Source organism: Gordonia sp. KTR9, assembly GCF_000143885.2.
Classification (GTDB): Bacteria; Actinomycetota; Actinomycetes; order Mycobacteriales; family Mycobacteriaceae; genus Gordonia.
This window is the reverse complement of record NC_018580.1, coordinates 1-22,469: the sequence shown is the minus strand read 5'-3', so window position 1 is coordinate 22,469 and position 22,469 is coordinate 1. Positions and strand designations below refer to the sequence as shown.

At 63.5% G+C, this 22,469-nt stretch carries 32 protein-coding genes; 23 read left to right on the top strand and 9 right to left on the bottom strand.

The window, feature by feature from the left end:
- The first annotated feature begins 91 nt into the window (after positions 1-91).
- The 7 genes from KTR9_RS00165 (at position 92) to KTR9_RS00135 (ending at position 4,390) form a co-directional block, all read left to right on the top strand.
- Complete coding sequence (locus KTR9_RS00165; protein ID WP_014924664.1) at positions 92-544, top strand: ssDNA-binding protein; 453 nt, start codon at positions 92-94, stop codon at positions 542-544.
- Positions 545-845: 301 nt separating this feature from the next.
- A complete protein-coding gene (locus tag KTR9_RS00160; protein ID WP_014924663.1) occupies positions 846-1,148 on the top strand; it encodes a hypothetical protein in 303 nt (100 codons plus the stop codon).
- 148 nt (positions 1,149-1,296) lie between these two features.
- A complete protein-coding gene (locus KTR9_RS00155; protein ID WP_044505500.1) occupies positions 1,297-2,028 on the top strand; it encodes a hypothetical protein in 732 nt (243 codons plus the stop codon).
- A gap of 64 nt (positions 2,029-2,092) precedes the next feature.
- Positions 2,093-2,641 carry a hypothetical protein gene (locus tag KTR9_RS00150; RefSeq protein ID WP_137811134.1) on the top strand — a complete coding sequence of 183 codons (549 nt, stop codon included), beginning with the start codon at positions 2,093-2,095 and terminating at the stop codon, positions 2,639-2,641.
- Between the two features lie 48 nt (positions 2,642-2,689).
- Positions 2,690-3,445, top strand: coding sequence for a hypothetical protein (locus KTR9_RS00145; RefSeq protein ID WP_014924660.1), 756 nt, complete (start codon positions 2,690-2,692; stop codon positions 3,443-3,445).
- Between the two features lie 48 nt (positions 3,446-3,493).
- Complete coding sequence (locus tag KTR9_RS00140; RefSeq protein ID WP_148281107.1) at positions 3,494-3,910, top strand: hypothetical protein; 417 nt, start codon at positions 3,494-3,496, stop codon at positions 3,908-3,910.
- A 222-nt stretch (positions 3,911-4,132) separates the two neighbouring features.
- Positions 4,133-4,390 (top strand): hypothetical protein, encoded by a 258-nt coding sequence (locus tag KTR9_RS00135; RefSeq protein WP_044505498.1) that lies wholly within the window; start codon positions 4,133-4,135, stop codon positions 4,388-4,390.
- Positions 4,391-4,746: 356 nt separating this feature from the next.
- Here the strand turns inward: KTR9_RS00135 and KTR9_RS00130 are convergent, their stop codons facing one another.
- Entirely contained in the window at positions 4,747-5,013 is a 267-nt protein-coding gene (locus KTR9_RS00130; RefSeq protein ID WP_044505497.1) for a hypothetical protein, read from the bottom strand.
- A gap of 7 nt (positions 5,014-5,020) precedes the next feature.
- Positions 5,021-5,287, bottom strand: a complete 267-nt coding sequence (locus KTR9_RS00125; protein ID WP_044505496.1) for a hypothetical protein — start codon at positions 5,285-5,287, stop codon at positions 5,021-5,023.
- On the opposite strand from KTR9_RS00125, the gene KTR9_RS27675 reads away from it, so the two are divergent.
- From KTR9_RS27675 to KTR9_RS00075, 9 genes are all read left to right on the top strand, one after another.
- Entirely contained in the window at positions 5,286-5,552 is a 267-nt protein-coding gene (locus tag KTR9_RS27675) for a hypothetical protein (RefSeq protein WP_162140437.1), read from the top strand. The genes KTR9_RS00125 and KTR9_RS27675 overlap by 2 nt on opposite strands.
- Positions 5,553-5,658: 106 nt before the next feature.
- Positions 5,659-5,943 carry a hypothetical protein gene (locus tag KTR9_RS27180; protein ID WP_137811136.1) on the top strand — a complete coding sequence of 95 codons (285 nt, stop codon included), beginning with the start codon at positions 5,659-5,661 and terminating at the stop codon, positions 5,941-5,943.
- 558 nt (positions 5,944-6,501) lie between these two features.
- Positions 6,502-6,831, top strand: a complete 330-nt coding sequence (locus tag KTR9_RS00110; RefSeq protein WP_014924656.1) for a hypothetical protein — start codon at positions 6,502-6,504, stop codon at positions 6,829-6,831.
- A gap of 607 nt (positions 6,832-7,438) precedes the next feature.
- Positions 7,439-8,434, top strand: a complete 996-nt coding sequence (locus tag KTR9_RS00100) for a DNA cytosine methyltransferase (RefSeq protein WP_014924655.1) — start codon at positions 7,439-7,441, stop codon at positions 8,432-8,434.
- A gap of 88 nt (positions 8,435-8,522) precedes the next feature.
- Positions 8,523-9,584, top strand: a complete 1,062-nt coding sequence (locus KTR9_RS00095) for an ATP-grasp domain-containing protein (RefSeq protein ID WP_014924654.1) — start codon at positions 8,523-8,525, stop codon at positions 9,582-9,584.
- A gap of 90 nt (positions 9,585-9,674) precedes the next feature.
- Positions 9,675-9,836, top strand: coding sequence for a hypothetical protein (locus KTR9_RS27560; protein ID WP_158409734.1), 162 nt, complete (start codon positions 9,675-9,677; stop codon positions 9,834-9,836).
- Positions 9,833-10,405 carry a hypothetical protein gene (locus KTR9_RS00085; protein WP_044505490.1) on the top strand — a complete coding sequence of 191 codons (573 nt, stop codon included), beginning with the start codon at positions 9,833-9,835 and terminating at the stop codon, positions 10,403-10,405. Before KTR9_RS27560 ends, KTR9_RS00085 begins: the two co-directional genes overlap by 4 nt.
- 171 nt (positions 10,406-10,576) lie before the next feature.
- Positions 10,577-10,903, top strand: a complete 327-nt coding sequence (locus KTR9_RS00080; protein ID WP_014924652.1) for a hypothetical protein — start codon at positions 10,577-10,579, stop codon at positions 10,901-10,903.
- Complete coding sequence (locus KTR9_RS00075; RefSeq protein ID WP_014924651.1) at positions 10,900-11,106, top strand: hypothetical protein; 207 nt, start codon at positions 10,900-10,902, stop codon at positions 11,104-11,106. The genes KTR9_RS00080 and KTR9_RS00075 overlap by 4 nt, the downstream gene beginning before the upstream one ends.
- Before the next feature lie 24 nt (positions 11,107-11,130).
- Here KTR9_RS00075 and KTR9_RS00070 read toward each other — a convergent pair whose 3' ends face one another.
- Positions 11,131-11,826, bottom strand: a complete 696-nt coding sequence (locus KTR9_RS00070; protein ID WP_148281106.1) for a hypothetical protein — start codon at positions 11,824-11,826, stop codon at positions 11,131-11,133.
- 99 nt (positions 11,827-11,925) lie between these two features.
- Here KTR9_RS00070 and KTR9_RS00065 point away from each other — a divergent pair, with 99 nt between their 5' ends.
- From KTR9_RS00065 to KTR9_RS00040, 5 genes are all read left to right on the top strand, one after another.
- Entirely contained in the window at positions 11,926-12,393 is a 468-nt protein-coding gene (locus KTR9_RS00065) for a hypothetical protein (protein WP_044505489.1), read from the top strand.
- Positions 12,394-12,807: 414 nt separating this feature from the next.
- A complete protein-coding gene (locus KTR9_RS00055; RefSeq protein ID WP_044505555.1) occupies positions 12,808-13,206 on the top strand; it encodes a hypothetical protein in 399 nt (132 codons plus the stop codon).
- 119 nt (positions 13,207-13,325) lie between these two features.
- Positions 13,326-13,469 carry a hypothetical protein gene (locus tag KTR9_RS27555; protein WP_158409732.1) on the top strand — a complete coding sequence of 48 codons (144 nt, stop codon included), beginning with the start codon at positions 13,326-13,328 and terminating at the stop codon, positions 13,467-13,469.
- Between the two features lie 411 nt (positions 13,470-13,880).
- On the top strand, positions 13,881-14,051 hold the full coding sequence (locus KTR9_RS27550; protein ID WP_014924646.1) for a hypothetical protein: 171 nt from the start codon (positions 13,881-13,883) through the stop codon (positions 14,049-14,051).
- Positions 14,052-14,059: 8 nt separating this feature from the next.
- A complete protein-coding gene (locus tag KTR9_RS00040; RefSeq protein ID WP_014924645.1) occupies positions 14,060-14,293 on the top strand; it encodes a hypothetical protein in 234 nt (77 codons plus the stop codon).
- 411 nt (positions 14,294-14,704) lie between these two features.
- Here KTR9_RS00040 and KTR9_RS27545 read toward each other — a convergent pair whose 3' ends face one another.
- The 4 genes from KTR9_RS27545 to KTR9_RS00025 form a co-directional block, all read right to left on the bottom strand.
- Positions 14,705-14,875 (bottom strand): hypothetical protein, encoded by a 171-nt coding sequence (locus KTR9_RS27545; RefSeq protein WP_014924643.1) that lies wholly within the window; start codon positions 14,873-14,875, stop codon positions 14,705-14,707.
- 38 nt (positions 14,876-14,913) lie between these two features.
- Positions 14,914-15,441 carry a DnaB-like helicase N-terminal domain-containing protein gene (locus tag KTR9_RS00035; RefSeq protein WP_044505486.1) on the bottom strand — a complete coding sequence of 176 codons (528 nt, stop codon included), beginning with the start codon at positions 15,439-15,441 and terminating at the stop codon, positions 14,914-14,916.
- A 93-nt stretch (positions 15,442-15,534) separates the two neighbouring features.
- Positions 15,535-16,947, bottom strand: a complete 1,413-nt coding sequence (locus KTR9_RS00030) for a hypothetical protein (protein ID WP_148281105.1) — start codon at positions 16,945-16,947, stop codon at positions 15,535-15,537.
- Positions 16,948-16,992: 45 nt separating this feature from the next.
- Positions 16,993-17,355 carry a hypothetical protein gene (locus KTR9_RS00025; protein WP_044505485.1) on the bottom strand — a complete coding sequence of 121 codons (363 nt, stop codon included), beginning with the start codon at positions 17,353-17,355 and terminating at the stop codon, positions 16,993-16,995.
- Positions 17,356-17,775: 420 nt separating this feature from the next.
- On the opposite strand from KTR9_RS00025, the gene KTR9_RS00020 reads away from it, so the two are divergent.
- Positions 17,776-17,985, top strand: a complete 210-nt coding sequence (locus tag KTR9_RS00020) for a hypothetical protein (protein WP_100055150.1) — start codon at positions 17,776-17,778, stop codon at positions 17,983-17,985.
- A gap of 2,157 nt (positions 17,986-20,142) precedes the next feature.
- Complete coding sequence (locus KTR9_RS27680; protein WP_014924638.1) at positions 20,143-20,763, top strand: hypothetical protein; 621 nt, start codon at positions 20,143-20,145, stop codon at positions 20,761-20,763.
- 349 nt (positions 20,764-21,112) lie between these two features.
- Here KTR9_RS27680 and KTR9_RS26740 read toward each other — a convergent pair whose 3' ends face one another.
- Both KTR9_RS26740 and KTR9_RS00005 read right to left on the bottom strand, forming a co-directional pair.
- Positions 21,113-21,445: a ParB family protein gene (locus tag KTR9_RS26740; protein WP_238553845.1), complete on the bottom strand. Its 333-nt coding sequence runs from the start codon at positions 21,443-21,445 to the stop codon at positions 21,113-21,115.
- 74 nt (positions 21,446-21,519) lie between these two features.
- Complete coding sequence (locus KTR9_RS00005) at positions 21,520-22,467, bottom strand: ParA family protein (RefSeq protein ID WP_014924635.1); 948 nt, start codon at positions 22,465-22,467, stop codon at positions 21,520-21,522.
- Positions 22,468-22,469: the final 2 nt, after the last annotated feature.

The following is a 22,469-nucleotide window of genomic DNA, read 5'->3' as shown; positions in this document are numbered from 1 at the left end:
GAGGAACACATGAACCCCACGGGCACACCAGTCGGCGGGGTCGACTATCCGACACCTCCAGGAACATCCTGGACAGCACACGGGAGAAATCATGACCCAGATCAACGCCAACAACTTCGCCAAGGTCACCGGCCGCCTCACCCGGGATCCGGTCTTCTTCACCAACGGTGACGGCTCGCAGACCGTCAAGCTCAACCTGGCCTACTCCGAAGAGTTCGTGCGCAACGGTCAGACCGAGCCGCAGCCGCGCTACATCGAGTTGACCGGGTACATCCCCGAGGGCAAGGGCAACGGCGTCTACGCCTACATCGTCCGCGGTTCCAAGGTGGGACTGTTCTACGAGCCCTACACCCAGGTCTTCAAGCGTGACGGCAAGACCGTCTACGAGCCGACCAACGAGATCAAGAACGTCGTGCTCGAGGAGACCAAGGCGGAGACCGCGGCGCGCCGCCAGCGCAACGCCGCCGACGACAACGCCGCGGCCGCACCCGCGAGCGCACCGGTCGAGCAGGCGCCCCTGCAGAACGACGCCCCGTTCGCCTGAGGGCCATCCTCCGCACCACACGCAGAAGCCGGACAGCCCACTCGGGTTGTCCGGCTTCTATCTTTCTGAGTTTCCCCGAGACTTACTCGCGGGACCAATCTCGCGTCCTGCCGAGCGACAGCGATCGATTGGTACTGTTGTCGCCCCGTAGGCGACAGACCTGCATATATAGGAGTCTCACAGGCCTGTCGCCTACATCGTCGAGTGGTCACGTAGGGGGCCTTGCGCCACTCGTCACACAATCATAATCGATAATCAGTACTGTCGCTGCTGCGGACCCTCGAACAGAAACCCGGGTGCAATGATCAATCTGTCCATTCTCACATTGGTCTTCGCGCTGATCGTGGTGTGCGTACTCGGCGGATGGGCCTTGATCAGTCTGCTGCTGGTCGCTCGCCGGGATACAGCCGTCGAAGACCTCGTGTCGGCTCACCAGGACGACGGGTCGAGCACCGAGCAGGGGCTGATCGAAGAGATTCAGATCCTGCGGGCCACCACACGTGAACGCCAGACACTTCTCGGATGCGGTGCCGTGGTGACGCTGTTCGTCACCGTCATTGGGTATTTCATCGTTCACGCTCTCATCAGCTTGTCGCAACTCTGATGTTTGAACTTGGCGCGCACCGGCGTGTGAGCGCCTGTATCGATCCGCCTTCTCCACGGCAGCGGCGCAGCCGCTGACAGGGGCTGTCTCAGTGGACAAACCGAACGCGTCCGTCCCTGACAGACCCGCAGAGAAGGCGAGGACCCCCATGCCCGACTACCGAAGCTATTCAATCCCTTCCGAGCACATCGGTCGCACTCGCGTGCTGACCTCCGGCTGCAGACACGCAACCACCTCCGCTCAGGCCGAGGCCGGCATTCTCGCGCTCAACGCTGCGCGGATTCTCCTGACACCCAGTCCGGCCGCCGACCGGCCGCCGCTGCTGCTCGACCATGGCGGCGCCGGCGGAGCTGACACAGCCGTGTGGCAGGCCGCGGCGGATCGCACGCCCGGATGGGAAGCCGTTTGTCATCCCGCGCAATGGAGCACCCACGTGTTCGAACTGCCAGACTTCGCCCCGGGCAGTCCTGAACAGACGGTGAATCTGTGCCCGGCGCGACATCGCGGACTCGACAAATGCGCGATGGCCGGGCACCGGCGCAACGCCGCGATGATCGCTCTAGGACCGCGGCTACTCCTCGCGATGCCCACCGTGTCCAAGACTCGCGCCAAGAAGATTGGTCGCTCGCGCGGCACCTGGGGCTGCGTTGATGCCGCGGTGCGTGCCGGAATCCCCACTCTGATCGTGTGGAGCCCCGACGGCGGAGTCAACACTGCGTTCCGGCTGTTCTGGTCCGACGAAAAGACCGATCGGATGATCGCCGAGCACTGGGCTCTGCGCCACCTCTACGGCATTGAGCAGTCCGAGTCAGCGGCCACCGCGGCCGAGCCCTCACGCTCGATCAGCCTGGCAGAGGCGGCTGTCGATGTGCCCTTCTGACCACCACCTCACACCGTTGAAGAACCGAGGATTCATCATGGCTTCCACCAATCACACCTCGGCTGTGAGCTTCTCGCAGCTCGTGCATGATCCCAGCTGGTCAACCGGAGATCTGATTCTCAGCATCGGGTTAGGTCAGATCGACCCTCCTGCGGTCATCGAGTCTGCGACGGCGCGATGGCTCTGGTTCGCCGATCTGCTCGATGACCCCTCACGGGGCGTCGCCGCCGGCGTCCCTGCCCTGGGGCAGCTGTGCTCCCGCGTGGCCGAACTGTGTCGGCAAACCGCACACACTGTTCGATCGAAGACGCTTGTTGCGCAGTGGACGTCGGCCGCCGAAGACATCGCTGTTGCCCGACGAACCCATCGAGGGTCCGGTGTACAGGAAGCTGCAGACATGCTCGAAGACCTGACGATCGACGCGTTCGACCTGTACGAGCGCAACGACGTCACCGGTGCCGAGGCGTTTCTCAGCTACATCACCACCCTCAAGCAGATCCCCAGCAAGGCCGTGCGAGAAACCCTCGCATGGGCTGCCGAATGGAATGTGCCGCCAGTGATCTCTGCCGAGCCAGAGATCCTGCGCGCGCGCACCGTCGGAGCCCTGTCATGAGCAATCGATCTCGCCTAACTCTCACTCGCAGAACAGGACACGAACGCAATGTTGATCTCAACACACGACGGCGTCGACTCGTCCGTCACGACCCGCACCCGCTACGCCTACGGGTCGGTCACGGCGACCGGGACACCGCGCACATGTGAACTCGTCGTGCGCAGCGGCAGCGGTGTCGATTCGATGCCTGCCGACATCGCCGACGTGCGTGCCGGTCGCGTTGGACCGACCGCATGGGCAACGGCGCCGCGGTTCACCAGTGAGCACACTGTCACGCGGTTCATCACTGGGCGTGCTGCGCAGCGCGAACTGACGTCGCTACAGTCCGCGGGTTTCAACGCACAGCGCGATTCTCGCTCGCCGGCGGACTACAAGCGGCGCAACGGTCCTGGCGCGTACTACACCGGTCCCGACGTCCTGCGGCTGATCACGCGCACGAACCGCGTGTTTGTCGCGTGGCGCCGGCAGGGTGTCACCTGGTGGGATGACGTCACGGTGATCGATCACGGCGACCATTACGACCACTGCGCCGGTGTGCGCGAGATCGGGCACAGCGAAGATTACTGCGCCAGGCTCGGGTCGCTCGCCGCTGATGTCGCCGGCGAAGCCGCGACGGTCACTCGTGACACCGACGGCCGTGCGACCGGTGTCCGGTTGTACGGGCGAGATTTCGCGGTGATCGCGACGTGCAATGACTGCGGCCGTCGGTGGGATGACGCGCACCCGTCTCCATGGACCCCGACGCCGGCCGGGCGATGCCCTTTCGAACACGACCACGGTGAGCCGATCGCCCGCTGGTACTAACACCCGTACCTTCGATGCACCGGGCATCGCTCAAGGAAAGGAATCATTGTGAGGATCTACCGGGACGGCTGGGTGTTGCTCGGTCATCACGCCACGCTCCTGCCCGCCTTCTGGCGCGATGGGTTCCCCATCGTCCAGGGGCAGGACAGTGGCCGCTACGGCCAGTATCGACGTGACAGTCCGATCTACAGCTACGACGACGGTGGGATCGGCACGGTCCAATGGCTCAACGTCACCCGTAACGTCGCCGCCGTCTTGAAGTCTGACGGCGGCTGGAAAACGGGCGGACAATTTCACCTGTGGGTCTCACCCGGCGCCGGTACTCGCCCCTACGAAGTGCCCCTGCCCTACCCGATCAGAATCGAGAGAGGTGATCCGTCGGACTGGCAGACACGCAAGCAAGAAGCCGTTGCGGCGGCCGAGGAGATTCTCGGACTGTGTGACCACGGAACGCACACCGAATAGGTGTACCGGATACGACCCCGCCCCAGATAGGGGGCGGGGTCGTACTTCTAGCTCGCTATGTTCCCCGCGCCTGGACTTCCTGGCTTCGACGGCCCAGGGGTTTTCGCGTCGCGTCACCACGAAGGTCTTTGAATGTGGGAGCGTTCCTTGGGGATTCGTCGCACGCCGGTAGCCTCGTGGTGCACATGAGAAGTTGACGACGGCTGATTCGGGGAAGCAGCGATGGCAACAGATGACGAATTCGGAAGTGAAACGATCTCTCCCTCCCAGGAGGTGATGGCGCGGCCGCGCTGGAGTGTGGGTTCGCGCGTGACGGCAGCTCTGGCGGTGGTCACAGTCGTACTGCTGCTCGTTCACCTGTGGTCACCGATTCCGGTGTGGATTGTCTGGGGGGCCGGCGGGTTGACGCTGGCCGCCTTCGTAGCGGCGGTGGCACATCGCTGGCGGCGCTCCCTCGAGCTGGAACAGGACCTCTTCTGAACGACCACTAGGGTCCTGGGCAGCTGTCTGACTGCTGCCGTATACAAAGACGAGCTCCCCGTAGAGAGGAATTCTTGCCATGGCTGATCCCCGTGAGTTGAGCGGGCCAGAGTTGACTGGTTTGGTTGCCCGACTTCTGGATAGGGCGTTGTCGCCGACGCCGGCGTACCCAGAACCTGACGGGTGGCGTATCGAGAGTGTGAGGGCGGAGCCCGATGGTTCGGGGCTCTGGGTTGGTTTCGGGCGGATGGGCGATCTCGAGACGTACTCCGACTATCGATTCGTCCTTGTGTCGGAGGATTCTGCTGGCCAGTAGGTGTTACTACCGCGTCTCCGAGATTGGGTCGTGTGTCCGTTCACGGCCAGAAAAGCTGGACCAGGCCTAGTACGAACGGTGCGAGCAGAGCGCCTTGAAAGAACGCCGCCACCGGCGCCCGGTGCAGCTGGACGCCCAGGGCGATACCGGGAATCGCGACGACCCACACCAGGTAGGGGTGCCAGGAGTGGCGGAGCCCGAGGACGACAATGGCCAGGAGAGCGATACCCAGGCCCGAAGCGAGGACGAGACTACGGCCCGCGAAGCCGTTCTCCTCGTCTCGGTCACTCTCGGAGGCTTCGGTCATGATGGCTTCAGTTGCCGATCCTGATCGCGTTGGCCCGGGAGGGATCGACGCACTTCAAGTACGACTCCGCGTGGCTTCGCCCCTCGACATAGGGCCAGTTGCAGTCCCATCCCTGCACGGTGAGGAACAATCCCTGGCCCTCGGCTTCACCTGCTTTGATGCCCGCGAGGTAGTCACGTGCCACCGACAGTGCCTGGCTGCAGTCCACCTGCCCCTGCAGCACCACAACAGGGGTGCTCTTGTTGTCATTCGGGTTTGGGACCAGATCGCACATGATGTCCGCAGGCGTCAGCTTTTTCGACGTCGTGAGCGGTCTCACCGTTGACTCTGGTGTTGTCGCCGGGGTTGTCGCTGCCGTGGTGCTGTCCGCCGACATCGTCGTCGTCACTACCGCACCGCTGGATGCACTTGTCTCAGATTGCGACGCATCTGCACATCCGACTGCTCCCAATGCGATTGCAGTCATGGCGGCAACGAGTTTCAGCGATCGGATTGCTGTACCCAAAGTGTTCCTCCCGAATTCTCATGTCGGGCTTTAGATTAGCAGCGGCGCAGCCGCTGACAGGGAATGTCTCGACAGAACTCGCCCGCCAGTCACTACTGGGCGGGCCGTCGACATTCACCTCATCTAAGGAACAGCAGCTCATGACACATGTTTCGGATCACCCGCCCGCTGTCCGTCGCGATCTGTTCGCAGTAGCGGTCCTCCTGTCGGTGGCAAGTCTGACCTACTACCTTGGCCACATCCCCGGCGTCGTGAACTCCGCGACCCTGATCGCCGCGGGGTTGATCCTCTGGGCAGGATTCAAGCTCATCTCCCTGCTCCGGCGCGCCCATCGTCACGCCGTTGCCCGCGTCGTCGCTGTCGCTGCGCCGCATAGGGGCCGGCAGGCGCCCACGCATCCTCGCGCAGCCGTTCATCACCACTAGTGGCTGCGAAAGTCGTTACGCAGAGCGGACAGTCGAAGGCATGCGCATCCTCGGCAATGGCTAGAACATCACTTCCTCGAAGGGACGCTATGAGACATGTAGGAGACCCTGAACCGGGGCCACGAACTGAACGGGGTGTCCGGTTCTACGAAGGCGACCCCGACGATCCCAGAGGCCAATGGGTGCGGGTGCTCCCCTTCGAGAATGAGGAATCCCGGCAAGCCTTCTACCACCAGGTCGCCGCAAAGGTTGAGGGGTGGAACCGGGAGAAGCCGGGACACCGTATGCCGGAGATGGTCTTTCGGACGATCAACCCGTGGTCCACCGATGACGTTCACGTGATGGCCGAATCCAGCAATTCCCCCGTCAACGCGGAATGGCCGACCCTGGAGCGCAACCACACGTCGTGGTGTCCGCGATGCCTCAGCCTTCAGGACTTCCACCACGACCAGTGCATCCGCTGCTATGACACAGTCAGGAGACTTCGATGACCGATTCAGACGCCGCGACGCCGCCGTTCTGCGCCCTACACCAGATGGACAAGGAGAAATTAGCGCCATGACGACGCCCACCTTCGAGCAGGTCGCCACCGAGTTCATCGCCAGCCAAGCGGGGATCTCCGTCGACGAAGCCATGCCCCAAGCGCGCGAGCTGGTTACCGCGGTCCGCGATAGCGGTCTCACCGTCCTCGCGCTACCCACCGGAGTGGGGCCAGACGGCGATGGTCAGGTGTGGTTCGACGACTTCGATATTCGAGTGGACATGACCGGCAAGCGAGACGATACCCGCCTGTACGTCAACGGTGAGCCACGGACACCTGATGCCGTATTCGAGCACGCTGTCGCTCTCATCGCCGCGGCGCAACGCGCACAAGGCGAAACCTCGTGACCACTCCCAACCTCGTCGTGAGGACTCTCAAGGGTTCGTTCTGGACTCGGAAGGCGGACGGCATACCGTTCGAGGTAGTCACGGACTTCCTGTCGCACACAGGCGGCAACCGGTCAGTCAAGGTCCGGAACTGCCACACCGGCCGTGAACACTGGGTCACCCCTGAAGGTCTCGAGCGAAAGTACCGGCAAGACTACGCGCCATCGGACCCGGCATGAGGGGCTCGTATCCGGCGATCCATGCCGGTTGATATATCGAAGGACAGGCGCACAGCGCCCGTCGGAAATGGCTGTGAGGACAGGGCTGCGATGCCGATTCGGCCATCATCGTCGCTGGCCTCGCGCTGACAACCGGACGGTCTAAGCGCCGTCATGCGAAGAGGGTGCGATCAGACACCGCGTCGAACACGCGACCTGCTCTCACATCCCCCTCATCCGCAGCGCACCTCCTCGCTACCGGGTGCGCTGCGGATAGGACTTCGCCCCTGAATCAATCCGGTTCGGGACATGGGACCGCAACGCTTGCTCCACAGCGTTGCGGTCCCTCTTTTTCGCACACGTCGATCTTGCGCCGATCTCGCTCACCCACACACCACAGGAGTCTGTCGATGACCACGTTTCTCACCCATCCGCAGCGGCCGTCGCTGTCCGGTGGACCGCTGACTATGACCGACATCTTCAGCGGCGCCGGAGGTAGCTCCGAAGGAATGACCCAAGCCGGCGTGTCGGTCCAGGTCGCGGCGAACCACTGGCCGGTCGCCGTCGCTACACACCAGGTGAATCATCCTGACACCGAACACATTCTCGCCAATCTGTCCGAAGTCGACTGGCGCTCGTTTCCGTCGACCGACATCCTGTGGGCGTCGCCCTCGTGCGTGTGGCATGCCCGTTCCGGCGGCCGCAAACAGCCCCCTGCAGCAGAGGAGATGCGCCGGCTTGATCCCGGATCGATCGATCGAGCAACCGCGTTCGCGGTCATCGCAGCCACCGAGGTTCACCAGTACGACGCGATCATCGTCGAGAACGTCGTCGAGTTCCAAGCATGGTCGCTGTACTCATGGTGGCTGGATGGGATGCGTGCGCTGGGCTACCGCGAGCAGATCCTCATTCTCGATGCCGCCGACGTCGGGGCTGCGCAGCGTCGGGTTCGCTACTTCGCGATCTTCACTCGCGACGGGGCCGTGGATCTGACTATCGAGCGTCCCGCTCGAAAGACCGCGGCGGCGATCCTGGACACCAACCCTGGCAAGCCGGTCACTCGTCGACTCTACGTTTCGAATCAGATCGAACAGATCACCGAGTTCGACACCCCGCACCTGGTGACCTATCGCCGGAACGCTCGAGCTCGTCGAGCAGACGAGCACCCGCTCGCCACCATCACCGCCGGCGGGAACCACCACGGCGTCGCCACACTGACCGCCGACGGCCCGCGATTCCGCATGCTCAACAACCGGGAATGTGCCCGGGGACAGGGCTTCCCCGACAGCTATCACTTCACCGGCACAGTCGGCGAGGTGAAGAAGCAGATCGGCAACGCGGTCTCCGTCGACGCAGCCCGCTGGATCGGCGGCCGCGTCCTCGCCGCGCTTGGCGCGACCGTCTGAGGGCCCCGGTCACAACTCCAACCAGAATCGCTCAGGGCCGCACCGACATTAGAACTCACCTCTACCTCCATGAAGGACCTGATGGCACATGTCCACCGTATTCATGACACATGCTCTCCGGCCGTTTCCTGGCCTGATCACCAAAGACGGTCGCGCCCCCAGCGGTGAGCGTCTCACCCAAATGCTCGACATTCTTGAACAGATCTGGGCCGCAGGGTTCGACGAGGGTCCGATCGACCCAGCCGCCGACGTCGAGGATTTCTGGGAAGACGCCGTGCGGATCGCCACGACCTACCGAGCAGCTCTCGACGCCGGCCTCGCCATCGAACTCCGCAGCAGCGCGAAATGCTGGTCTTCAGAAGATCTAGCCTGCCGGATGGGGCCGCTGCGTATCAACGAACACGGTGGGTATCACGGAGCGGACGCCTTCGAGGAGCTTCTCGCTGGACTTCCCCTCGATATGACTGGCCGCACGTTCGCCGTCTGCACCTATGACAGCGAATCCGTAACGCTCGGCGCTGACGATCTCTCCCAGCACTTGACCACCCTGGCGGCCGCCGGCCACACGGCGGCGGTCGTGAAGGTCGCCGGTCACAAACAAGGCATAGCCCGCATCGAGCTCGATCCCGACACGCGCGTCATCAACCGCCGGCTACACGACGCCTTCGACTGGACCATGGTCCGGCTCGATGGCGTGCGCTCGGCTTTCCTCGTCAGTCCATGGATCGAGATAACCTACGAGTATCGAGTCTTCGTCGTCGACGGGATTCCCGTCACCGGGGCCGGGTGCATCGAGGAGTACACCCCCCTCGACCATTCGGGTTCGGGCCCTTTCGACCCCGCGGTGCGGCTGCACCGAGGTAACTCCGTGGCAGCGACCGTGAACAGCGACATCACTGACGACTCCCGAACGGTCCGTACGCATTTGGCTGCGGCCACCCCGGTGATCGCGCATATGGCCGCCCGCGGGCTGCGAACCTATGTCGTGGACATGGCCTACGTCCCCGCTCGGCACGACTCTGTCGTCGTCGAGTTCAACTCGATCTCCAACGCGGGGTTGTACGCGTGCGATGCCCAAGCGTTGGCTCGCGCACTCATCCAGACTGAGCACAAGGGCTACTACGAGTACACGCCGACGCGGGTCCGCTAGCCGTCCCAGCAGAACAGAGAACCAGATGACCCAACCTGACCCCACGAATCAGTGCCGGCCTCGAGTACGCGCACGCGCGAATTCGACTACATGGCCACCATTCACATCCGATACATCGCCGCCCAGGCGTTCTTCGTTCGCGACAAGACGCCCACGCGCGCACTCAGATTCCTGCGCGCCTGGTGGTCGTACCGCCGCACGCAGCGGCAGTGGCGCCGAGACCCCACTTCCAACAAGGAGAAACCGTCGTGACTCGCACTCTGCGCACCGTCCGCGCCCACACCGTCGATGGTGCCCATCAACTCGTCGTCGTTGACGATGCCGGCGCGGAGCACATTTTCACCGCTTCAGTGACCGGCATGGAGTTCATCCACGCTCTGGACGTGGCCTCGGCCGGTATCACGCTCGGTGATGACGAGAACACTCGGATCGCCAAGGACGTGTTCGACAGGATCCTCGAAGACATCACCACCTGGACCGTGCTCGATCCCGAGTTCTGGTGTGCGCAGCAGTCGCTCGATGGACAGCCTAAGGGTGCCATCGTCGACCACGACGAGATCTATGCTCTTCGCATCCAGGTTTCCTGGTATGACAACGGCTGGTTCCCGTCTGGCGAACTGAGCTATTTCAGGAAAGACCAATCGCGGCTACTCGTGTCGTCGCCTGCCGACAGTCACGGCGAGATCGTTTCCGTTGTCGATGATGGCGATCTGGGTCCTCAGCTGGCCGAACTCGGTGGTAGTTACCGTCATGACAGCGACTGGACTCTGGTCGTGACTCGGGACGGTCACTATGGGGAGCTCTCGGAGTTCGACGACTGATCACCGAACGGTGCGACACTTCGCCGTCGAATTGGGTGGAACCCGCACCCCGGACAGCCACCAGTGAACATGACCGGCACGGACGGCCGGCAAGGGTCAGCGGCTTCCCTCCGCGTTCCTCACCGGACGTCCCGTGCCGGTCTCCATCATCGTACAGCTAGACTCGAATGCGTGTTCGAGGAGTGGTCTGATCGCCGGACGCTACGGTTGTACGACCCGCCACGACCGGTGTGGATCGACATGGCCGCGGCGGGCGTCGCCGGCGTGTTCACTCCAGCGAACACGGTCCCACTGCGAGTGAGGACCGGTGGCGCGCGCCTCGAGCACCGGATGCAGGGTTGGCAGCACGCGTGGTTACAGAGCAGCGACGGTCGGTGGCTAGGGGTGGTCTCGGTGCGCGTGTCGAGTGCCAATGAGCTGTCTCACGCCGCGATCCCGCTCACTGTTGCCGCCGTCGCGATCCATCCGGCCGAGCACGACACGAAAGACGAGCCATGACCGAGAACATCGATTCCGCTGGCGGAATCAGCGATCGCCGCGCGCCCACACGCGCTCGCGCCGAGCTCGCTGACCTCACCCTGATCGTGCGCCCACCGGGGCGACCGGCCCAGATCCGCGCTTTCACTGACGCCGAACAGACCGAAGCCCGCGCGTACGCGACCGAGGCCGGAACCGTTGTCACCACACTCGACGCCGAGTAGATCGTGTCGACCTACCGTGTCGACCTACTCGACTGCAGCGTTAGCTCTGACGCACCGTTGTACCTGCATGACCGCGGCGGCGAGGGAAGGCTCTAGCTGACCGGCGTAACTTCCGGTGGTGATCTCGGCGGTATTGAGACTGAGAGAGAAGATCTTGTCCCTCTCCGTGATCTCCCACACCAGGGGCTGGAAGTTACTGGGAAGGTCGGCAGTCAGTCCTCCCACGATGATGGACTCATTCGACGGATCATCGAGCATGAGCATCCAGGCGCCCTCGATGTTTCCCGAGAAGGAGACGTTGGGCTTGATGTCCCTCTGGATGCGGGCAACCACGGAGGGGGACGCTTCCTCGCAGACTCCCCGGTCGGCAGGCTGCTGCACCGAACGGTTGGTCGTGGTGGTGTAGGTCGGTTCCGGTGTGGTCTCGGTCTCCTGGCCCCAGTCGAAGTCCGCCGAGGTCGGTGTCTCCCGGGTGTAGGTCGTGGGTGCCGACTCCTCTCCTCCGGAGCAGCCAGCCAGCAGTAGCGCCGAGGCGATGAAACCGCAGAGCGCAAGTGATTTCCGCATGGGGTTCAGAACTCTCTTTCCGTTGTGGCGGGTCCGGCGAATGGTGACGGCCTCAGCTCGCGCGGCGCGGACGTCGTCGACAAGTCCGCGGCAATTCTCATTCGCGAGTTTCGTCGGCGTCGTTCTGCGTGAGTCTCCCCGTGGCAGACCCATGGGCAGCGGAGCAGCCCTGCGGAGAAGTACCTGAACAGAATCATAACGATCAGCCCTGATCGGACATTGATTCGGCAGACTTCGACGACAGGAAACATCATGACCACTGCCACCGCCGCGCCGATCTCCCGCACCGCTGAGCAGCCCAGCCTGGAGTTGGGCCTCGGCCTGCAAGCCTGGAAGGCCGAGCAACGCACCATCATCGCCGAGTGGAACGCTCGTGGCGAACGCTACAAGAGGTTCGTCGCCGCCAACGACGCTGACACGATCACCGCGTTCGGCGCCTACATCGAAGATCTGATCGTCCATCTGGACGCTCTCGACACCCCGGCCGTGACAGGTCTGCCCAACTACAGCGCCCGAGATTTGCTCGCGGAGCTGCGCAACCTGCGCAACCTCAACGACAACGTAGTTCGCGCCGGCGGCCGAGGCATCGTGCGCCGGGCCGCCGGATCGGCACGCACCAAGATCCGGTGGGGCCTGACCGCCGGCGAAGGTTCCGCTCGCGTCTACTCCGGGGTGACCGACCGCACCGCGAAGTCGCTCGCGATCGCCCTGAAGAACTGATCAAGACCCGGTTCACCGAGATGGTGGACCGGGTCTTTCTTCTCATGTCTGCTAGACGGTTTCGGAACTCAGCGGCATAGCCGCCGGCAGGAACTGCTCCGACAGAAGACATGACACAGCCGCCTACCGGCGATGGAGGACACGAGACCTGATGAGTGAAGGCCCGACCAAGACATGGATCTGCGGGAAGTGCGGAACGACCGTTGAACGGTGGCCCGGCGAAAGCGATGTCACCTGCACCTGTGGCGCTGAGTACAACGCATCCGGACAGCGACTCCGTGATGACTGGCGCGGAAATCCCTCGACATGGGATGACGAGATCGGTGATCTCGAAGGCTACGAGATCCAGCACGCAAACGACGTCTGACCTTCGAGGAGAAGGTCGATGGCGTTCACAGTAAGGAGAACCACCCCATGACATTCCACGGCATCAAGCTCGTCGAGACCGACACCGAGGAAACCGCCCGCCTGGCCCAGGCCCCGGTCGGCTCCACCAATCACAGCCTCTCGCTGCTCCCGGTGACCACCCCTCATGTCGACAAACACCACCTGATCGAACTGCCCTGGTACGAGACCCACCCCTGCACCGGAACCACCGGCGGTCTGTCTCATGAGTGCACCGGCCGTCACCGCATTGTGGTCCTTCCCCTGCGGTTTCAGCAGACGGCTGCGGATGCGCCGCTCCCTCGCCGTCACGACGGGTACTGGGACTGCCGGATCATCGCCAGCGACCACCCCAGCTACCCAGTCGGCGGATACGACATCTGCTGCTCCGAATCTGAGCTTCGCCGCGGCAGCGTGCTGGAGGTCTAACTCAGACACCCGGTGAGGCATTCGTGTTGCGAGCAAGGTCGTTTCAGGACAAGACAGCAGCGGAGCTGCCGTCGGAAACCGTCGTGAAGAAGAAGGTCACTCCGAACGAAGGAATCCTCATGCCTGTGTGCCCCAACGGTTGTGTCGACAGCTGCGACGATGCCCTCGAGCTGGAGTTCGGTTACGACCAGAATCGCCAGGCCGCCTACATCTGCGGGGCCTGCGGCTACCGCGACCTCCAGATCGACCTCTGCGCCGCCTGAGTGCGCCGCCACACCCCCTGCACCCCGGACCTCACCTTGAGGCCCGGGGTGCAGGCTTCACACTGGAAATACCCGCCGTGAACGTCCGACTGTTGAGGAAACGTGATGCGACGCCGAAATCGAACACCTCACTGTGGTTGGGGACTAGCCCACGCGGAACCACCTGTGGCGCTGGTGGAGACCAACACCCTATGCGGCCACAATCCGGACCTGACGCCAACCTGCAGAGACCATCTACTACGCCTCCTCGATGACGGCGGCATGGCGCCGAAACCCAGCCTCTGCCAGGAGTGCGGGCTGCTCGATCGGGCATGTGTGGTGGGCACCAGGGACCTCTGATCGGGCGTGCAGCAGCACAGCTGCCGCCAGAGGTCGCACTGAACCCTCACGACACACACGAAGGTGGACATCATGGCACGACGCAAAGCAATTGGCGGCGACGAGATCGACGCATTCTCCAAGTCCCGCCACGTCCACAGCTGGCGGGCGGGCGAGCTCAAGGCGATCAAGCGCCGCGCTAACCGCCGCGAACGGCGCCAGGTGCGGCGAGACGTCCGTCCCGGCCTGACCGGGCGCGGGTAGGCGCGCGCATGACCCACTACACCCATGAACTGACCAACACCGAGATCGCCTGCGGCATCACACTTGAGCAGGTCGCTCGAGAACTGCCACGCGCTCTCGTGCGCGGCGACCGCGTACACCTCGACGGCCAGCTGTCGCCGGCGTTGGCGACCTCGGTGGCTCGCGCAGCATTCGGAACCGACGACGTCGAGTTCGTCGGAATCGGCAAGCACACCGGATTCCTGATCTACCGACGCATCTGACCGCACACCTACCTGCAGTACTTCAGAAAGGATCGTCATCATCTCCACCGCATACGATTTCGACACCGAGTATCAGGCGGAGTTGGCCTCCGCGATGAATGAGGCCGGGGCGCACTGGGTTGCGACCGCAGACCGCTATCATGGGGCACCTGACCTGATGATCTACCAGACCAGAATCGCTCCATGGCGACAGACCATCTCGCTGCCAGGCATCACCCATCCGCAGACTCCGGCGACCTGTCGTGCCGTCGACGTGGATTCTCGATGGCCTCGTCCAGATCTGCCCGGGCTGTGGTCTGAACACCACCTAGCCCGCTCTGGTAGCAATGAAGTCCCGACTCCTCGCATGAGGAGTCGGGACTTGCTTTTTGTGTCTCGGTGATTGAGTCGCAGCGGCGCTGGGCGCACCGCCTAGAACAGTTGACCTTGTATCTCGTCGGCGGCACTGTCAGTGCGTTTGACGTAGGCCGAGGCGAACATCTGAGCGGTTGCCGGTGTGCAACCCAATTCGGCGGCGATGCTCTCCCAGCTCGCGCCGTCCTGACGGAGTTTCCATGCGGCGTATTCGTCGTCGTCCACCATCGAGCCTCCTTGTCTCCGTCTGAAACTACTCGAGATCGTCAGGGAGCACGCCGTTCCCGAATGGCCTGAAGACGCTGAGATGCGGCTCGTCGTTCGCGTCCGATAGAGCACATGTGCTCGTACAACTGGTCTTCGGGCAGTGACTCCGCGGCCTCGGCCAGAGATTTCGCGGCCGTGCGAAACCCTCGGCGGTAGGCCTGCGTCAGCACGGCCGCCGCGTAATGCTCGAGCGCTCCGGACGGAACGCCGATGGTCATTAGCTGGGTGAGTGTGGTGACCATCTGTTTGCCAATGTGTCCACTGGTTCGCCCGTCACGCTGCAGAGTCATCAGAACGTAGGCCCCGGAGTGCGGCTCGCCGGCTGCAATCAGGCCGGCGATGACCTCGAAGAGTGCCGCGTGTACGGGTTGATAGAAGTCCTCGGGTGTGAGGTCCTTCATGACAGACGCCACACGCCCGGTCGGCGTCCAGAGCAGCGAGCACAACATTTGCGCCTCGATGTCGAGTGTGGCGCTGTAGTCTTCAACGTCGGACTGGGGAGTCTCATCCGACAGGTCACTGGTCACAGAGCGTCCTCCGTTAGCATCGTTGCTCCGCTGATCACCCAGATTGCCCACAAGCCCGGCTCCCTCGTGGAGCCGGGCTTGTGTCGTTCTCGACTACTTGGCTGTAGCAACTTTTCGCCGGGATGACTTTGCCTCCGAACCGGTCTCGGCCGCGGCCGGCGCCAGCGCTGCGGCACGGTTGCGTGCCGCGATGATCAGACCTTCACGGTTGAGCCCTCGTGAATAGGCCGAGTCCAGGTACAGCACCGGAGCTGCATCCTCGCCGTTCATCTCCGTGACCTTGTCGAGGAGAGCCTTGTGCAGGGATTCTCGCAACGGTCCGGAGCCGCCGCCGTACACGTAGATGGCCTGGGTGACGGCACCGACGAGATCGAGCACCCGCGACAGCTCCAACGCGACCTCGCGGACGAAGAAGTCAGAGGCGACCTCTGTCTCCTCGACGACGCGAGCGCGAAACTTCGCTTTCAGTGGATTGACCTCTGCCTGAAGGAAATTCGCGAGGTGCTTTCGTCCAGCGAAGCCGTGCTGCTCCCCCTTCTCGGTCATCGCTTCGATGGTGTTCTCCAGGACGGTGCCGTAACCCGCCGGCAGAGTCCGCGACGCGTCGGCGTTGAAGCGTCCGCCGGTGAACACCGGAAAGTTGACCGTCCCCTCCCCCACATCGACGCCGATGGTGTCGGTGGCCGCGAGCAGATGTGTGGCCTCGATGCCCTCCAGCGCGACTCCGCGGCTCCGCACGTCGGCGAGCAGACGTTCCATCAGCGGTTCGCCGAAGTAGTTGATGGCGTACTGCGCACTGGCGCCCTCCGGCACCACGAGGACGTTGTCGAACACGATGCTCACCGTCACCGGCGTGACGAAATTGTTGATGCGGACCTGGTGTACGAGAGGCTCGGTCGCTGTGCCGACGAAGCTGGCGGAGTAGCTGTTGCGGTGCACCTCGTACTCACTGATCGGCAGGGCGAGCGCGAGGACTGCACGCACCGTCAGCGAAGCGACGGTGTCTGGATTGTTGGGACTCGGCAGCTGTCCGGTGACGGCCACGTAATCGCGCAGCGCTTTCGCCGCGAGGATGCCCAGGACGAGCACCTTCGACAAGGGCTGCTCCGCCTTGGATTTGTTGCCGACCAAATCGAAAGCGTCAACACTCGAGGCTTTCGTGGCCAGGGCCCGGCGGCCGATGACCCGGCGGTATGTGTCGGGCACCAGGTTCGAGCTGAACACCAGATCGGCGTTGTCGAACCACTCCTGACCGTCTGCCAGCACGTCCGGTGCGTCGGCGTCGGGGGTCTGAAGTAGATTCGGCCGAATCAGTGTCGCAGCCACACTCGGCATGTCGACCATGTCGACTGGCACATTGGCGCTGCGGTCGTGTGGATCAGCGCTGCGATCTTCGATTACCCCCTTCACGTACCCGTTGCCGATGTCGAGACCAGCCGTGTACTCGAAGAGCCCGGCCTTCGGATCACTGCTCATTGCGTATCTTCCCCGTTTCTTTGTGTGCAAATGCGTTGTGCTGCAACGGCGTAGACCTCACCCCCGTGGGAAGGTCTACCTTCGGAACAGGTCCTCGAAGTCGTCGCTTGGTCCGGCCGTGGTCCGTTCGTTCTTCTGCGGCGTGGCTGATGGGCGTGTTGGCGTCGATGGAGCAGCCTGCTCGGGCCGCTCGTCGGGCGCCAGACTGGCATTGCCAGCATTACCGGCCTTGCTGTCTGCCAGACTTGTTGTCGACTCTGCTGACCCCAGCCCGCGCTTGAGGCCGGTCATCGTGATCGACCCCATCGCCTGCTCGAGCACGTTGGTCGGACCGAACTCGTTGACCCACATCCGAATCAGCATCACGATGGCCTGCGATTGATGCCGTGCCCCCTGCGCGGCCAGGAACGCCTCGACGTCAGCGTCGTCAGTCGGCATTTGCAGCCGTAACGAGTACTTCTTCGACGACGAGTCCGAATCGTCACTTGTAGGAGTCATGAGTGTCAGCCTTTCGTCACTGTTCAGCCGGTCAACGGACGCCCAGGTGACACTACAGATGCACTACTGGCCTCAAACAGCCCCCTACAGTCCCGTCCATCACCTGCTTTAGAGCCCGCATTACAGCCACTAAAACAGATGAACCCCTTTGCTGTCTACAAGGTGCTCATTATATGGGCAGTTTTCACTGTTGCGTACAGAAACCCCGACACGCTGCGAGTTTGCCGACCTCGAGTTTCCTGTGACAGTTCTGCTGAGAATCTGCGTATGCTCCGATCGCAAGAGTTGTGCAGCGCGCGGCGTGTCGCGACGCCTTTACCCGGCTTGTGCAGCACAGTAGAGGCCGGAAGGGAGTACACCATGCCTGATCCCCGTATCAAGACCCACACCGAGCGCATGAACATGCGTCAACGTCCCGAAATCAAGGACTTGGCGCGTACCGGCGCTCAGGAGGCGGGCGTCTCCCTAGCTGACTGGGTAGCCGCCGCGATCGCCGAGAAAGCCGGCAAGCCCGAGATGGCACCTGCCTCGATTCGCCAGGAGGTGATCGCGCTGCGACACAGCGCATGAGCACGCCATTGGTGATGGCGTACCACAACTGAAAAAAGAACTGCCCCCGGCTGCAACCGAGGGCAATTCGTTCAAGTTTGAGGGGCGAGGCGGGAATCTCGCACCCATAACCCCGAAGGGACTGTCTTGGGAGACAGGTCTCAGAGTAGCGCGCACCCTATGGGGTTCGCTACATCTGACATGACCGTGTCGGATCACGAATACGACACGGCTACTCGGTGGTCCGAGCTGTATCGGCTGCTGCTGGCACCAGGCACACAGGGCTACGCCCTGCGCGCCACCCGCGGTCAGCAGCCTGTCCGGGAAGCTTCAGGCGATCCGATTGAGCTGATTACACAGGCCGAGCACGCAGGTGCCGGCCGTGCGGTGTGGGCGGTGGTCGCACCGATCCGTCCCGATCTACTGGTCGTCGACCTCGATGGATGTGCCGACCTAGTCGCCTCGAGCATCGTGGATAGCGTCGATGACTCTGCTGCGCTGATTGCATATCGCGCTGCATCCGGCTCACCCGATTCAGAGCACTTGGTGGTTGCCTGCCCTACCACCGCGTCACGCCGGTACCTGCTTGACCGCATCGACACCATTCGGGCATGGGAATCGCTGTCTCCCACCCAGCTCGACGTCCGTACATCTGACCAGTTCCTGCGCCTACCAGGCTCGGCGCCGCTCAAACCTGGTGGCGGCTGGTGCTATCCAATCGATGACGACGGCCGGCGGATGACCGCGCCTGCAGCGACCCGCAGGGCCCACAGAGCGATCCTCGAGCTCCCCACCCTGCTGTCAGTGGTACCGGCGGTCACGGTCGCAGACCGGACCTCACGCCGCAATGAACGCCCAACCACTGCGACCGAGTCAACCGCCTTCGACGTCGCGGAAGCGACCGACTTCGCGGCAGCATCTGATCTCGAGCAACCCTGTGCGTGGCGGCCGCGTCGGCAGTTCACTCCCCGTGAATGGGCTGTTCTGCATCACACTCCCGAGGAGGGGCACCGTTCCCATGCCGCCACCTCTGCGGCGTGGGTGTTGTGGAGGTACGGCATCCGTAGTTGGCGGCGCGCTGCGAGCTGGTACCGCACATGTCCTGCATTCCGAAAGTTCGCCGATCGCGACGATCACGGCCGCGCGCATTGGGAATCGATTAAGTCGCGCGCTTTGGGCCACCGACCTGCCGATCCGGCGGGCGCCGATCACATCCGTACCGTCCTCGCTGAGATCGCCTGCTGGGACGACGCGAATCTCGTCGCTGCGGCCCTTGCCTGCATTCACCATCGCTTTGCTGATGGCTACGGTACGGACGCACGTCCCATCTCGTGGCGAGATATGGCGCTATGGCTCAATGTCGGCCACCACACCGCAGGTCGTCGACTTCGCGCTCTCGTCAACCGAGGACTTCTCGTGGTGACTGTCATTCACGACAGGGCTTCCGCACCGCACTCTGCCACCTGCTACAGCCTGCGAACCCCTCCAGAGATTTACCGCACGGATCTGCACCATGACGTCACAGAAGGAGGGGGGCGAACGAAGACTCCCACCCTCCTGCACCCCCTCTGGGGCCACCTGTCCCACACCGCCCACCACACCTGGTCCCAGCTCTCCCCCACGACCGCCCTCCCCACCGCCGCCATCGCCAGGGCCACCGGCCTCCCTGCCGGCACCTCCACCCACGGCGCACTACACCTGCTTCTGCGGCTGGAGAGTGTCGGCCTAGCGGCGCGAGTCGGCCAAGGACGAGGAACGCGCTGGCTGCGCGGACCTCGAAGTCTCAGCGCCGCGGCAGAATCGTGCGGTGCACTCGCACATCAGCAGGACCTTCACGAGACGGTCACCGCCGAGCGAGCAGCCTGGCATGCTCCCACTGTGCGATCGAGTCGCACGATCCGTGAGCGCCTACGGCTGCGGCGGCGTCGTCGAGATTCACGACCGCCGGATAAGGAATCGCACGCTGAGCTTCCGTTCGGATCAACGTTCGCGAAACCCATGTCACGCAGCACATCCACTCGTTACCGAAGAGCACGAGGGTCGTCAGTCGGTAGAACGGGTGGCGGTGAGGGCGGGAAGTCCCCCTGAAACGCCAATGCCCCATCCCTTGTCAGGTACACCAACCAGCAAAGACTCCGACGTCAGGACTACCTGACGCGGCAGGTCTAGCCTGATGGTATGGGCTGGATACACGAGAGCGAGACGCACCTGCATGAGGCGTCACTGGTGGCGGTGTTCGAAGACGGGACCGAGAGCTGCGGGTCGACCATGATGGACGGCGTGGACCACGAGCTCGTCGAGGTCAGCCGGCGTCAGGCCGCTGATGCGGCTGCGCGTGCGTCACTGCCGGTGCGGAATTACATGGCTGCTCTGGGCAGCGGTGTCGTCCTGCGGCCGTCGGCAGAGATCGTGGGTTGGCTGCTGCGCTGCCATTGTCGTCGCTGGGACAGCTCCGAGTTATCGACCTGGACCGATCCCATCCAGTGGATGCGGGTGCCCTCAGCGTCCCTCGAGGACCTCACACGACGTCGGGTCTGCGCCCCGGACCCCGACCTCGACGTCAACGTGCGGCCTGAGGTCGTGGAGTCCGCCCAAGGTGTGTGGCGGCGCGAGCATCTCGACCCGATCGACGTCGACGACGAGATCCGGGCCGCCCTTTCTGCCCGCAGGGACGCCGACGCACAGCTTGACGCCGCCGTGGCCAAGGCCCGCCGTTTGGGCCGCTCGTGGGCCGAGATCGGCGCCGCCACGGGCATGAGTCGGCAGTCAGCGAACGAGCGCTGGAAAGATCGGACTTGAGGGCTCGGATCACCGCTGTGACAAGGCCTACCCTCCGATCCAGGATGGACGGTCGAGTTCCAACTCAAGGCCGCACCGTACCCACCTCAGCGGTGTCGAAAGCTGCTTGAACACGCGCGTGGGCATGCCGTTGCCGACTGTCTCACGGGAGAAGTAGCATGCTGATGCGCGCGGGACGCTTCGGCGTCCTGGAAGATGCTTTCGTGTATGTGGGAGTTCGCTTCTGGGTGATGCGTCATTCCCCAGCGCTCGCGCTGCAAGGCGGCGGCTTGGCCACCAACACCCCCGTATCCGTTGGTGACCAAGCCGCGGCCTCAGTGACAGATCCACTCTCAGAGTGCGGGCACCCTCAGTCAGCGAGCGGCCGTCCCGGGGACAATGGCGTATCGACGCCATCGAACGGGCCTCCGGCGTTGTGTCGCAGTTCGCGACGCTCGATTTCACCGGCAATAGCCTTCTCGACGAATTGGGACCAGTTCCGGTCTCTCTCAGCAGAACTCGTTGCCTTGTAGGTCAGGCGAGCACGCGTGTAGACCTCCTGGGAGATGTAGACGGTGACAGGCTTGTTGGTCTGCTTCTTCTCGGCAGGTTCCTCCACCGCCGCGACCGGAGGCGCCGCGACCGGCGGTGGCGGTGTTGATGCCCGGTTCTTCGCGCGCAATGCTGACAGATCTCCGGTCACTGGACGCGCACCGGGCGTTCCCGGACTACCGGTGGACACCCTGTTCAAGCCGCTGACACTGCGTCGAGGTTCGGTCATGATGTGGCCTCCTGTGCCGCCTCGGTCTCTGCCTGGGTGATCCGACGGACGAGCTCTTCGGTCACGCCGACAAGATCGTCGGCGACCGACGTCGATGACCTCGGGGCCAACGCCTGAGCTGTAGCTTCGCCGCGGAGTACCTCGTACCATTTGGGCCCGTTTCGAACGAACTCGTCGAGTTCATGCACGAGGAGGCCTCGTTCACGAGTAGCGAGCGCCGTGGCTTCGGAATGTCTGACGGTCCGGTCGAAGACGACGTCGCCGCTCCCGCCGAAGGATTCGGCGATCGCGTCGCGTGCCTGCTTCTGGACCTTGGTTGCTGAGCGTCCAATACCTGTGAGGACGACACCGAGAAGGTCGAGATCGGGATTGTCCGAGAGTACCGCGTTGAGGCGACTCATCACGCCGGCCATACCTTTTCGGCTGGACGCGTCGCTTTTGACCGGGATGAGCAGCCACCGCGCTGCCGCGGCCGCGGCCGTCTGTAGCGACTCGTCGCCGGGCGGGCAATCGAGCAGGATCATGTCGTACTGGTGCGCGATGGGCGCCAACGCCATGGCCAGAGCGAGCTTGGCTCCAACAGGATCCTTCGCGACCCGAGAGCTCAGCGCCGCCGTAGCCGCCTCGAGATGGGCCCCGCCAGGAGCGACATCGAGGTTCGGTCGGACGTCGCGAATCGGTTCGAGCGGTGCACCGAATGCCAGGGCCTGGGCAAGGTTGCTGCCATCGTCGTCGTGCTCGGTGTTGGTGTATCCGAGATCCTCGGCGACGTTGCCCTGTGGGTCGAGGTCGACCAGCAAGACCTTGTAGTCGGAGGCAGCCAACAGTCCCCCAATGTTGGACGCCAGGGTCGTCTTGAATACTCCACCCTTGCTGTTGATGAGCGCGACGACTCGTGTCAGCGCGGCGGCGTTGCGTTGCGGGGACTTGTCCCGTGCAGCCATGG